We start from the raw sequence: 12,173 nt of genomic DNA on the forward strand, positions 1-12,173 counted from the left end.
CTGGGCGATGGCCCGACAGTCACCGGTGCACTCGAACCCCGATCGGCCCGAGTGAGACAAGGGTGCACCAATGAGCGAGCGAACCAGCAGGTACGGCAGCGGAGCGTCGGCGTGAGTGTGGATCCCGGCTGGTACGTCGATCCCGCCGACCCCGAGACCCGTCGTTACTGGGACGGCGAGGGTTGGCTCGGCGCGCCCATCCCCGTCGACGCGACCCCGCCTGACGGCCCGCCACCGCCCGAGCCGCCGCCCGTGCCGGTCGCCCCGGCCGCCCCGGCCGGCTCCCCGTCGGCGGAGACCGCGCAGGGCTGGCCGCCGCACCCTGGCCAGCCAGCGCACCCGGGACACGGCCCGCAGGCCGGCCCGGGCCCGCAGGGCGGTCCGCCCGGCTGGGGCCCACAGGGCGGTCCGCCCGGCTGGGGCCCACAGGGCACCCCGCCCGGCTGGGCCCCCGGCTGGGCCCCCGGCTGGGCCGGCCGACCACCCGAGCCCCGCCCGCACGGGCTCAGGCTGGCCGGTTACGGGCGGCGACTCGTAGCCCGGCTGATCGACATCGCTCTGGTCCTCGCGCTGAACGTGCTGGTCAACGGCTGGTTCGTCTGGCGGTGGCTGGACGAACTGGCGCCGTACTGGCGGGAGGCGTTTCGGCGCGCGTCGGAGGGCAACACCTCCAGCGAGGGGATGCCGCCGATCAGCGAGCAGGCCGGGCTCCTCCAGATCGTGATCCTGCTGATCGCCACCGCGCTCTGGCTGGCGTACGAGGTGCCCGCCATGGCGGCCAACGGACAGACCATCGGTAAGCGGGTCATGCGGATTCGCGCGGTCCCCATCGCCGCCGACCAGCCGTTGGGCTTCGGCCGGGCGCTGCGCCGGTGGACGACGCTGGGTATGCCCACCCTGCTCTGGTACTGCTTCGGGCTCGGCCTGCTGCTGCAACTGGTCGACTCCCTGTCCCCCCTCGTCGACCACCCGCTGCGGCGGGCGCTGCACGACAGGCGCGCGCAGACGGTGGTCGTCGAGGTCCCCGCCACCACCGGTCCCCCCGCCACCGACGATCACCCTCAGCCCTCGGGAGACACCCCATGACCGACTCCAGACGTCACCAGCCGGCGGTGCGACTGACCCGCGCCGACCTGGACGCGCTGCCCAGCTACGTGCCCGGGCGCAGCCCCGCCGACCTGGCCCGCGAGCTGGGTCTGCCGGAGGCCATCAAGCTCGCCAGCAACGAGGTGCCGTACGGGCCGCTGCCGGGTGTGGTCGAGGCGGTCACCGAGGCGGTCACCGCCTCGCACCGGTACCCCGACATGGGCGTCGTCGCGCTGCGCGACGCGTTGGCACAGCGCTACGGCGTGGACCCCGACCGGATCGCCACCGGCTGCGGGTCGGTGGCGCTCGCCGAGCACCTGGTACGGGCCACCTGCCTGCCCGGCGACGAGGTGCTCTACGCGTGGCGGTCGTTCGAGGCGTACCCGATCATCGCGGCGACCAGCGGCGCGACCAGCGTGCGCGTCGCCAACGACGCCGGGCACGGGCACGACCTGGCGGCCATGGCGGCAGCCGTGACCGACCGGACCCGGATGATCCTGGTCTGCAATCCGAACAACCCCACCGGCACGGCCGTACGCCGCGCGGAGCTGGACCGGTTCCTCGACGCCGTGCCGGACGACGTGCTGGTGGTCATCGACGAGGCGTACCGGGAGTTCGTCACCGACCCCGAGGTGCCCGACGGCCTGGACTACCTCGCTCGGCCGAACGTCGCGGTGCTGCGCACCCTGTCCAAGGCGTGGGGCCTCGCCGGGCTGCGGATCGGCTGGCTGGTCGCGCAGCCCGCGGTGGCGGCGGCGGTCCGCAAGGTGGTCACGCCCTTCTCCACCAGCACGGCAGCCCAGGCCGGCGCGCTCGCGGCACTGACCCAGGCCGACGAGATGGAGCGTCGGTGCGCGCTGGTCGTCGCCGAGCGGGACCGGGTCACCGAGGCGCTGCGCAAGTTCGTGCCCGACGTGCCGACCAGCCAGGCGAACTTCGTCTGGCTGCCGCTGGGCGACCGGGCCGTGGCGTTCGGAAAGGCGTGCGAGGCCCGTGGGGTGATCGTCCGGCCGTTCGCGGGAGACGGCGTTCGGATCACCATCGGCACCCCGGCCGAGAACGACGCGCTCCTGTCCGCCGCGGAGGCGACGCTGACCTGAGCGGACGCCGTATGACTAACCAGTGACATAAGGTGTGTTTGTCCGTTTTTGCGTGTTATTTACCCTATCTTTCGAAGTAGCCGGTGCGGCGCGGACCCGCGCCGGCTCACTTCGAGAAAACGGGGTAACGAACAGTGCGTACTGCCAAGATCTGTCTCGCCGGAGCAGCCGCCGTGGCGGCGGTCGGCTTCCTCGCGGCACCCGCCGCCGCAGCACCCACCGACACCACGACCACCACCTTCGAGGTGCTCGCCGGCACCCTCGACATCGACGCGCCGGCCACCGCCGACCTGGGCACCGGCGCGCCTGGTGGCACCATTACCGGTCAACTCGGCACGGTGACCGTCACCGACTCCCGGGGCGAGGCCGACGCCTCCTGGGAGGCCACGGTGACCGCGACTGTCTTCCAGACCGGCGGCGGCTCTCCGCCCGAGACGGTCCTGCCGTCCGAGATCGACTACTGGTCCGGTCCGACGACCGCCACCACCGGCAACGGCACCTTCACGCCGGGGCAGGTCACCGCCGGCGACGCGGCGCCACTGGACAGCGTCACCCCGCTCACCGCGTTCACCCACTCCGGCGGCACCGGCGGGAACACCGCCTCCTGGAACCCCACCCTCGTAGTCAACGTTCCGCTGGACAGCATCGCGGGCGTCTACACCGGCACGGTGACGCATTCGGTGGCGTGACCGCCGGGGGCGGTCGGCCATCGCGGTCGCGCTCGCCCTGCTCTGCCTCGCCGGCCCGGGTCTGTCGACTCGGGCCGGCGCGGCCGAGCCGGCCACGGAATCGGACGAGGGCAGGATCGGCATCCGGTTGCTGGAGGCCCCAGCCGACCGTCGCGCCGACCCCCGGGCGCTGCGCTACATCGTCGACCACCTACCGCCGGGCACCACCATCAAGCGGCAACTACTGATCGTCAACCGGACGGCAGAGCCACGCCGCGTCGAGGTGTACCCGGCTGCGGCGACCCTGAGAGATTCGACGTTCGTGTTCGGCGAGGGCCGTACGGCGAACGAGTTGACGTCGTGGACCACCATCGACCGCAGCAGCGTGGAGTTGGAGCCGTGGAGCGAGGCCCGCATCCGGGTGACCATCGCCGTGCCGCCGGCTGCCTCAAAGGCTGAGCGGTACGGGGTGATCTGGGCGTCCACCACCTCCCCTCCCCGGGCAAGCGGCGAGGTCAAACAAATCCACCGGGTCGGCGTCCGGATGTACCTCGACGTCGGCCCGGGCGGCGAACCGGCCTCGGACTTCACGATCGGCGAAGTACGCCCGGCCCGCGACCCCGGGGGAAAGCCATCAGCGACCGTGCAGGTCACCAACACCGGTGGCCGTGCCGTCGACCTGACCGGCGAGATTTCGCTGAGCGACGGTCCGGCTGGCAGCCGGGCCGGGCCCTTCCCGATCGGGAAGGGCGTCACGCTGCCACCGGGTGGCTCCGGGCAGGTCATCGCCACATTCCCCGCCGAGTTGCCAAACGGTCCCTGGAAGGCCGAGGTGAATCTGGAGAGCGGGCTGGTGAAGCGGAACCTGACCGCACAGATCCGGTTCCCCGATCCGGGCCAGGCCGGCCGCAAGGGCAGCGTCGCCTCCCGCATGCTGTCCCCCTGGACGCTGGGGGCGACCGTCGCGGCACTGTTGCTTGCTACCGGCCTCGCGGTGCTCATGCGCCGGTCCCGTCGGTCCCGCCGCTCCCCTGCCGCCGCGCCCCGCGAGCGGGTCCCGGCCGGACGCTGAAGCCCGTCGAGGCCCGGCCGACACGGCGGCGGGGTGCGTGAGCACGGGCCGGCCGCCGACATGCGTGTCAGCTGGATCGGCGGCGGCGTGCGGTCAGCCAACCAACGGCCAGCAGAGTCAGGCCCAGAGCGACGAGGAGCAGAACCGACCCACCCGAGCCGGTGACCGGCAACTCTCCACCGTGGCTGGGCGACGGGGTGTGCGGGTGCCGGGTCGGCGTGGGCGTGGGCGGAGTGACGGTCGGCGCCGCCGGCACCACCTCGAAGGTGACGTTCGTGTCGTCCGACGGCGCGACCCACACCGCCGCGAACGCGTTCGCCGACGTCTCGTCCGACACGAGCGCCGGCGGCACCGTGATCACGAGGCTCGCGGTGGCGGCGAGCATGCCGCCGACCCACCACCTGGCTGCCCTGCTGCCCATGCGCCGACCCCTCTCACCGGAATCCGAACCGTGAGAAAAGTACCTTTTCTGGTCAGATACGGGGGAAAGTTTCATGGCCCGGTGACCCGATCAGGTGGCGGCCAGGATCACCGCCTCCGAGGTCAGGTAGTAGCGCTGGTCGCCGCCGTTCGGGTCGACCGGCTCGCGCAGCCGTTCCACCGCGACGTAGCCCGCATCGGCCCACATCGCCCCCGGCGTCCAGCCCGTACCGTCCGAGCCGACGTTGAGCGTGGAGCGGGAGAGCAGACGGCCGCTCACCGGGTCGAGTGTCACCAGGTCGTTCGCCTCGGTCAGTAGATGCACCCGGCCGGGCTGGGTGGTGAGCACCCGCGCCGGGCCCAGGCCGGTGTGGCGCCACAGTTCGGCACCCGAACGCACCGATCGGCCCACCGCCACCCCGTCGACGACGCCGACGGCCTGCTCGCCGACCACCGCGACACCCGCCGGGTCCAACGCGGGCGCGGCCAGCGGCTCACCACTGCCCAACACCCAACCTCGGCCACCGGCGTCGCCCGGGCCGGCCGTGCGCAGGGCCAGGCAGCCCGACCGGCCGGTACGACATCCGAGCGGGGTCACGACCAGGTCATCCGGACCGCCCGGCGGTCGCCAGCGCCCGCCCACCAGACCCGTCGCGGCGTCCCGGAACTCGATCATGGCCGACCCGGCGCAGGCGTCCAGGCCGATCAACTGCCCGGTCGCCGTGGTGCCGATGTCGCTGCGGCAGTCGCCGGGCAGGTCGGTCCGCCACAACTCCCGGCCGCTGGACAGCTCCACCCCGCTCGCCTGCGTGTCCCCGGTGACCGTCAACACGGTCCGGCCGTCCGGTAGGTCGGTGAGGAAGAGGCCGCTCGGGTTCCAGACCGTGGCGGCGCCGGTACGCCGGACCACCGCCGTGCTCCGCACCGGCACCGGGCCGTCGGCTCTCCATTGCACCCGGCCGGTGGACGCGTCGAGCGCGACCAACCGGCCGTCCGACCAGCGGCTGACCACGGTGCTGCCGCTCGCCACCACCCCGGTCAGCCCCGCCGGCCAGCGCCGGTACGACCAGTAGGGCGTGGTCCGGTGCCGCCCGTCGACAGGCCGGTCGGCATAGACCTGACGGTGGGCGGCGTACACCCGCAGCCTCCCGTCCACGATCAACGGGGCGACCGGCAGCCGACCGACCACACCGGGCGCGGGTTGGGGCGTCGCCGGGTAGTCGCCGCGCGCCGGCGTACTCACCTCGGCCGGCGCGAGCACCCGGTGGACGACGACCGCAACGGCCGCCACGGCGAGCAGCACCGCCACCGCCAGCACGAGCCGTCGCCGGCCCCTCGGGAACCCCATGCCGCACCTCCGCCCGGCACCCTACCCAGCGCGGCGGGTCGGAGCCCGGCCAGGTCGTGCGGGTCAAGCTCCTGGCGGGGCGGGAGGTCAGGCCGCTTCGAGCGAGCCGAGAGCGCCGGCCGCGACGGCCAGGTCGGCGAGGTCACGCCGGAGTGCCACCTCGACCGCGCGGGCGGCGAGGCCACCGAGCAGCAGTGCCACCACCCGCCCGTACGGGTCGGTGGGCACCGCCTCCTGGGTGACGGTGACCGCCGTGCGCGGGCGACGGTGACGGCGGACCGGCCGCAGGCTCCACGTGATCCGGTAGTCCGCACCAGCGCCGGAGGAGCAGAGCACCAGCCGCTGCGGCGCGAACGCCTCCACCACCAGGAACTCCTCGGTGATCGTGCCGCCGCCCGGCTGGACGCGCTCCTCACGCCAGGCGGTGCCCGGCCCGAACGGACCCGGGGTCAGCACCTCGACGGGGTCGGCCCCGGCCAGCCGGGTGACCCGGGCGGACAGGTCGGTCAGCAGGCACCAGACATCGACAGCATGCGCCTCGATGAAACCGGTAACCGCGACCGTCGACATGCCACCCTCCCGTGCCGTCGACGGTACGCGCGGTGCGGGCAGGACGAGGCCCCCGGACGGAAATTCCACCACCCGGGGGCCACGTCTTCCCTTTTCGGCGGCCATGTCGCACCGTTTCACCGGTGCGACACCGCTCAGCGCTCGAAGCGACCGGACCTGATCGCGCCGACGAACGCTGTCCATCCCGGCGGGCTGACAGCCAGTGTGGGGCCGCTCTGGTCCTTGGAATCGCGGACCGCGACCAGGCCGATCACGTCGATCAGGTTGTCCGCCACCTCCACGCAGAGCCCTTGGTCGTTGGATCGGCTGCTGGTGCGCCAGAGCGCTCCGGTGAGATCGTGCATCGTCGTTACCTCCGTGTGCGTCGGGACGCCCCACCACCCGGGCCGGAGAAGTTCCGACCTGTGGGAGTGGCGGGGCGACGTGATCCGCGTGATCAACGGGGTAACCACACTTGGTTATCGCACAGACGGTGCGATAACGAGTCTCGTCGATGAGACGGCCCGACGCGACGAGACGGCCGACGCGACGAGACGGCCCGACGGGCAGCAGCTCAGGTGCCAGAGCGCAAGCAGCTCAGCGGGCTGGCCTGATCGTTCCGGTCACCTCGCCGAGAGCGATAGTGGTGCCGTCCGGACCGGGCGCGGTGGCGGTGATGGTGACGGTGTCGCCGTCGGCGAGGAAGGTACGGCTGTCGGTGCCGACCTTGGCGGGCTCGGCCCCGCCCCACGTCAGTTCCAGGAACGAGCCGACCTGGGAACGGTCCGGGCCGGAGACGGTGCCGGAGGCGTACAGGTCGCCCGTGCGCAGGGACGCGCCGTTGACGGTGAGGTGCGCCAACTGCTGGGCCGGCGTCCAGTACATGCCGGCGAACGGCGGTTCGCTGACCCGTTCGCCGTTCCACTCGACCGCCAGCCGGAGGTCGAGCCCGAGGTGCGGCACGTCGCGCAGGTAGTCGACGACCGGCGGGTCCTGGTCCGGCGCCGGCACGAAGGCGTCGGCCAACGCTTCCAGCGGCGTCACCCAGGCCGAGACCGAGGTGGCGAAGGACTTGCCGAGGAACGGGCCGAGCGGCTGGTACTCCCAGGCCTGGATGTCGCGGGCCGACCAGTCGTTGACCAGCACCACCCCGAAGACGTGGTCGGCGAAGTCGTCCACCGATACCCGGTCGCCGAGCGTGCTGGGCACACCGACCACGAAGCCGACCTCGGCCTCGATGTCGAGGCGTACCGACGGGCCGGTCACCGGACCCTCCGCGGACGCCCGCTGCCCGGTGGGCCGGACCACCGGGGTGCCGGAGACGACGACGGTGCCGGCCCGCCCGTGGTAGCCGATCGGCAGGTGCTTCCAATTGGGCAGCAGCGGCGGCTGACCCGGGCGGAAGATCTGCCCGACGTTCGCCGCGTGGTGCTCCGAGGAGTAGAAGTCGACGTAGTCGGCCACCTCGAACGGGAGCAGCAACTCCACCTCGTCCAGGGGTACCAGCAGCGGCTCGACCGCCGGCCGGTGCGTCGCGTCCGTCAGCAGCTCCACGATCCGCTGACGGACAGCCGTCCAGTGGGGACGCCCGAGCGTCATGAAGTCGTTGAGGGTGGGCCGGCACAGCGTGTCGGCGGCGAGCACCAGCTCCGCAGCCTCCGCCCCGGCCAGATCGAACACCCACGAGGAGATGCGTACGCCAATCCGCGGCTCCTCCCCGCGCGGGGAGAACACCCCGTACGGCAGGTTCGTCACGCCGTACGGCGAACCGTCGACGCCGCTCACCCAGGTCATGCGTCGTAGCCCCCGTTCACCAGCCCCAGCCGGATCAGATCGGTCAGTGGTTCCAGGATGCTGCACGAGCCGAAGCCGACCCAGAGTGGGCGCGCCGCGTCCAGCCGTCCGTCGACGCGTTCCAGCAGTGGACGCGGATCGAGCGCGGCCAGCAGCTCGGCGACCAGCCGCACGCTCTCCCCGTCGGCGGCGGCGAGCGTCGCGGCCAGCACGTTGGCATAGCCGTGGTGGGTGAACCCGGTCTCCGGGTCGAGGTGCCGCACGGCTTGGTGCAACCCGGCGGTGAGCTTGAACGGCAGGGCGCGGTCGCGGCAGGCGCAGATCACCGCCGCCAGCTCGGCCGGGGTAGGGAACAGCTCGGCGGCGAGGCCACCGGTGCGGAACTTGGCGGCGATCGGTACGCCGTCGGCCCGGGCGGCGGCGAGCGCGTCCAGGGCGCCCGTCAGCCCGAAGGTCAGCGGCAGCTCGGCGTAGACGGCCTCGACGCCCGGCATGGCCTCGGTCAGCCCCAGCAGCTCGACGATGCCGGGCATCGGGTCCTCGCCCCGCTTGGCGACCGCCACCTCGACCTGCCGTGCGGTCACGCCGTCCGGGGCGAGGAACGAGAGCGCGAAGGGCAGACGACCGATCCCGGTGTCGCCGATCAGCCCGATCACCAGACCCTTACCCGGGTCGGCGAGACCGATCAGCTCGCCGGATGCGACGACCGAGGCGGGGACGAGCAGCGGGCCGACCAGCTCGGCGTACCAGGCGGCGCGGTGCTGGCGGTGGGCACTCAGGGCGTCGCGCAGCGCAGCGCTGCCCGGAGGGAAGACGGCGGCGTCGTCCACCAGGGCATGAAGGAGCGCGGGCACCTGCGTTGACACGGAACAAGAATCTACGGGACGCTACGAGGAACGGACAACAGCGTCCGATTATCGGACGCCTTCGCCCGGTGAACGAGATATATCGGGAGGCGAGATGCCGTACTACCGCAGCGTCGGCGAGGTGCCGCGTAAGCGCCACACCCAGTTCCGCCAGCCCGACGGCAGCCTCTACGCCGAGGAACTGATGGGTCAGGAGGGCTTCTCCTCCGACTCGTCCCTGCTCTACCACCGGCACGCGCCCACCGCGATCCTCGCCGCCGACGAGTTCACCCCGCCCGCGTCAACCCGGACGCCGAACCTGCCGCTCAAGCCCCGCCACCTGCGCACCCACAAGCTCGACGCCGGTGACGCCGACCCGATCCTCGGCCGGCAGCACCTGCTCGCCAACGACGACGTCCGCATCGGGTACGTGCTCGCCGACCGCCCGTCGCCGCTGTTCCGCGACGCCACCGGCGACCACTGCCTGTACGTCGAGGCGGGCACGATGCGGGTCGAGTCGCCGTTCGGGGCCCTGGACGCGGTCGCCGGCGACTACGTCGTCATTCCCACCTCGACCATCCACCGGCTGGTCCCCACCGGCGACGCGCCCGTCCGACTGCTGACCGTCGAGGCATCCGGACACATCGGCCCGCCCAAGCGCTACCTCTCCGTACGCGGGCAGTTCCTGGAGCACTCGCCGTACTGCGAACGCGACGTGCGCGGCCCGGACACGCCTCTGCTCGTCGACGGCGAGGAGGTCGAGGTCCTGGTCCGGCATCGCCGTGGCTGGACCCGCCACGTGTACGCCAGCCACCCCTTCGACGTGGTGGGCTGGGACGGGCACCTCTACCCGTGGGCGTTCTCCATCCACGACTTCGAGCCGATCACCGGCCGCATCCACCAGCCCCCGCCGGTGCACCAGACCTTCCAGGGCCCCAACTTCGTCATCTGCTCCTTCGTGCCACGCAAGGTCGACTACCACCCGCAGTCGATCCCGGTGCCGTACAACCACCACAACGTCGACTCCGACGAGATGCTCTTCTACACCGGCGGCAACTACGAGGCCCGGCGCGGCTCCGGCATCGAGCAGGGCTCGATCTCGCTGCACCCGTCCGGGTTCACCCACGGCCCCCAGCCGGGCGCCGCCGAGCGCTCCATCGGCGCGGACTACTTCGACGAGCTGGCCGTCATGGTCGACACCTTCCGCCCCCTCGACCTCTGCGACGCGGCACGCGCCTGCGAGGACGAGGGGTACGCCTGGACGTGGGCACGTCGCGGCTAGCGGAAGACTGTTCTGCTGAAGATGGCGAACTCGGCTATCGCGGTGGCGACGATCGCCAGCACCAGCGGCCACGGCGAACCGACCACCGCGTACACGAGCAGCAGCAGCGGCGCGGCGGCCACCGCGTAGATCGCCAGGGCCATCGTCCGGTCGGCGTGCAGCATGGCGGGCAGGACGGTCCGGGTGAACCCCGGTAGCCGAGCCGCGAGCTGCCACACCACGACACCGCCGGTCAGCGCGGCGAGCACCGCCAGAACCCGGGAGAACCCGTCGCTCGTCGACGCCGCGAACGCGACCACCACCGCGGCGACCAGTGACCAGCCCGCGCCGTAGAGCACCAGGCGGTGCAGGCCGTACGCGAGGGTGCGGGGAGAGTCGATCCGACTCGGGCCGAGAGTCACCGTCTCCGCCACCTCCTCCAGAGCCGCCGACCAGCGGCGCTGCTCCAGGCGCAGGACGCCGACGTCGTGCCGGGCCTCGGTGAGACGGGGGTCGAGCCGCAGCGCCTCCCGGTAGGCCCGCTCGGTCAGGTCGAACAGCTCCAGCCGAGCCGCGACCAGGCTGAGCACCAGATGCGCCTGCGGCTCCTGGGGGGCCAGCTCCACCCCGCGCCAGGCCGCGTTCAGCGCCGGCTGGCCGTTGCGCGCGTCGGCCAGGATCGCCGCAGCGCTGCGCTGGGCGTACGCGTCGGTCGGCCCGAGCGCCAGCAGCCGGTCGGCGACGGCCGCCGAGTCGGCGTACCGCCCCAGGTCGGCCAGCGCCATGGCCCGCACGGCGAGCGCCGGCAGAGCATCCGGTGCGGCGGCCACGGCCGAGTCGGCGGCGCCGAGCGCGTCGACCGGCCGGTCGGCGGCGAGATGCACCCGGGCCAGCATGGTGAGGGCTTGCGGGTCAGCGGGCTTCAGCGCGAGCCCCTCGGTCAACTCGCCGGCCGCCTCGTCGTGGCGGCCCAGCTCGGCGAGGAGCTGAGCGCGTTCGAGGTAGCCGTCGGCGGCGAACCGGTCCGGGGCGGGGTCGGTGGACATCGCGGCGAGCCTAGGCGGCCGGCGCGTCGTACACCAGGGCCACCGCGACGCCTGCCAGACCTTCCGCACGGCCGGCGAAACCGAGCCCGTCGGTGGTCGCGGCGGAGACGGTCACGGGTGCGCCGACGGCCTCGGTAAGCACCCGCTGGGCCTCTTCCCGACGGCGACCGATCTTGGGCCGGTTGCCGATGACCTGCACGGACACGTTGCCGATCTCCAGGCCGGCAGCCCGCACCCGGCGGGCCGTCTCGGTCAGCAGCGCCACTCCGGACGCCCCGGCCCACTCCGGCTGGCCCACCCCGAAAGCGGAGCCGAGGTCGCCGAGACCGGCGGCGGAGAGCAGCGCGTTGCAGGCGGCGTGGGCGACGACGTCGGCGTCCGAGTGCCCGGCCAGACCGTCCTGGTCGGGCCAGAGCAGGCCGGCCACCCAGCAGGGCCGTCCGGGCTCGAACGCGTGCACATCGGTGCCGATGGCCACCCGAGGAACGATCATGATCCGAGGTTACGCGTCACCACGAACAGCTTGCGCCCCACTCCGCGCTCGAGTGGTCTTGACATCCGATCACACCGGGGGCATCTTGGGCGCGAACGCCCCAGGTTGCCTCTGCCTATTGCACGCGCCTGGGGTTCTAATCTTTTGGGGACACGTCGTGTAGCCACCGCTCGCGGGCACAATTCTCCCTATCATTTGACAATGGCGCAGCACCCCTTCCCGCAGACCATGCCCCAGTGGGTCTCCCCCGGCCGCTTCGGCTCCCACCTCCGATGCGGCCGGCGGTGATCACAGCAAGGCATGCGAGCTCTACGAGTGGAATGTCGCGTTGTCCGCCGCGTCCTTCGAGGCGTTCCATTACGTCGAAGTCGTCGTCCGAAATGCCATCGATATAGCGATGCAGAGGCATTTCGACGAGGCCGAGCGGGGATTCCCTGGTTCCTGTTGCCGATCAGCGCCAACAAGGCCGTCCAGGACAGCATCGACCAGAG

Annotated in this window: 13 protein-coding genes; 5 read left to right on the top strand and 8 right to left on the bottom strand. The window is 72.4% G+C overall.

Going from position 1 to position 12,173, the window contains the following annotated elements:
- Positions 1-111 precede the first annotated feature (111 nt).
- The 4 genes from ACLQ24_RS04370 to ACLQ24_RS04385 all read left to right on the top strand — a co-directional run bounded on the left by ACLQ24_RS04370 (position 112) and on the right by ACLQ24_RS04385 (position 3,926).
- Positions 112-1,086: an RDD family protein gene (locus ACLQ24_RS04370; protein WP_425889100.1), complete on the top strand. Its 975-nt coding sequence runs from the start codon at positions 112-114 to the stop codon at positions 1,084-1,086.
- Positions 1,083-2,186: a histidinol-phosphate transaminase gene (hisC, locus tag ACLQ24_RS04375; RefSeq protein WP_425889101.1), complete on the top strand. Its 1,104-nt coding sequence runs from the start codon at positions 1,083-1,085 to the stop codon at positions 2,184-2,186. Before ACLQ24_RS04370 ends, hisC begins: the two co-directional genes overlap by 4 nt.
- 134 nt (positions 2,187-2,320) lie before the next feature.
- Positions 2,321-2,875, top strand: a complete 555-nt coding sequence (locus ACLQ24_RS04380) for a hypothetical protein (protein ID WP_425889102.1) — start codon at positions 2,321-2,323, stop codon at positions 2,873-2,875.
- Positions 2,876-3,002: 127 nt separating this feature from the next.
- Complete coding sequence (locus ACLQ24_RS04385; protein ID WP_425889103.1) at positions 3,003-3,926, top strand: hypothetical protein; 924 nt, start codon at positions 3,003-3,005, stop codon at positions 3,924-3,926.
- 67 nt (positions 3,927-3,993) lie between these two features.
- Here the strand turns inward: ACLQ24_RS04385 and ACLQ24_RS04390 are convergent, their stop codons facing one another.
- The 6 genes from ACLQ24_RS04390 to ACLQ24_RS04415 form a co-directional block, all read right to left on the bottom strand.
- A complete protein-coding gene (locus tag ACLQ24_RS04390; protein ID WP_425889104.1) occupies positions 3,994-4,347 on the bottom strand; it encodes an LPXTG cell wall anchor domain-containing protein in 354 nt (117 codons plus the stop codon).
- A gap of 90 nt (positions 4,348-4,437) precedes the next feature.
- Complete coding sequence (locus tag ACLQ24_RS04395; protein WP_425889105.1) at positions 4,438-5,694, bottom strand: PQQ-binding-like beta-propeller repeat protein; 1,257 nt, start codon at positions 5,692-5,694, stop codon at positions 4,438-4,440.
- An 87-nt stretch (positions 5,695-5,781) separates the two neighbouring features.
- The gene (locus ACLQ24_RS04400; protein WP_425889106.1) at positions 5,782-6,264 is read right to left on the bottom strand and encodes an SRPBCC family protein; all 483 of its coding nucleotides are present in this window, start codon (positions 6,262-6,264) and stop codon (positions 5,782-5,784) included.
- 134 nt (positions 6,265-6,398) lie between these two features.
- Positions 6,399-6,608, bottom strand: coding sequence for a DUF397 domain-containing protein (locus ACLQ24_RS04405; protein WP_425889107.1), 210 nt, complete (start codon positions 6,606-6,608; stop codon positions 6,399-6,401).
- A gap of 232 nt (positions 6,609-6,840) precedes the next feature.
- Positions 6,841-8,037 carry a fumarylacetoacetase gene (gene fahA / locus ACLQ24_RS04410; RefSeq protein WP_425889108.1) on the bottom strand — a complete coding sequence of 399 codons (1,197 nt, stop codon included), beginning with the start codon at positions 8,035-8,037 and terminating at the stop codon, positions 6,841-6,843.
- Positions 8,034-8,903, bottom strand: coding sequence for a hypothetical protein (locus ACLQ24_RS04415; RefSeq protein ID WP_425889109.1), 870 nt, complete (start codon positions 8,901-8,903; stop codon positions 8,034-8,036). Before ACLQ24_RS04415 ends, fahA begins: the two co-directional genes overlap by 4 nt.
- Before the next feature lie 94 nt (positions 8,904-8,997).
- Here ACLQ24_RS04415 and ACLQ24_RS04420 point away from each other — a divergent pair, with 94 nt between their 5' ends.
- Positions 8,998-10,164, top strand: coding sequence for a homogentisate 1,2-dioxygenase (locus ACLQ24_RS04420; RefSeq protein ID WP_425889110.1), 1,167 nt, complete (start codon positions 8,998-9,000; stop codon positions 10,162-10,164).
- Here the strand turns inward: ACLQ24_RS04420 and ACLQ24_RS04425 are convergent.
- Together ACLQ24_RS04425 and ispF are read right to left on the bottom strand one after the other, a co-directional pair.
- The gene (locus ACLQ24_RS04425; protein WP_425889111.1) at positions 10,161-11,189 is read right to left on the bottom strand and encodes a tetratricopeptide repeat protein; all 1,029 of its coding nucleotides are present in this window, start codon (positions 11,187-11,189) and stop codon (positions 10,161-10,163) included. The genes ACLQ24_RS04420 and ACLQ24_RS04425 overlap by 4 nt on opposite strands.
- Positions 11,190-11,199: 10 nt before the next feature.
- Positions 11,200-11,685 (bottom strand): 2-C-methyl-D-erythritol 2,4-cyclodiphosphate synthase, encoded by a 486-nt coding sequence (gene ispF, locus ACLQ24_RS04430; protein ID WP_425889179.1) that lies wholly within the window; start codon positions 11,683-11,685, stop codon positions 11,200-11,202.
- Positions 11,686-12,173 lie beyond the last annotated feature (488 nt).

The sequence above is a fragment of the Micromonospora sp. DT4 genome, assembly GCF_049841675.1.
In the GTDB taxonomy this organism is placed as follows: Bacteria; Actinomycetota; Actinomycetes; order Mycobacteriales; family Micromonosporaceae; genus Micromonospora.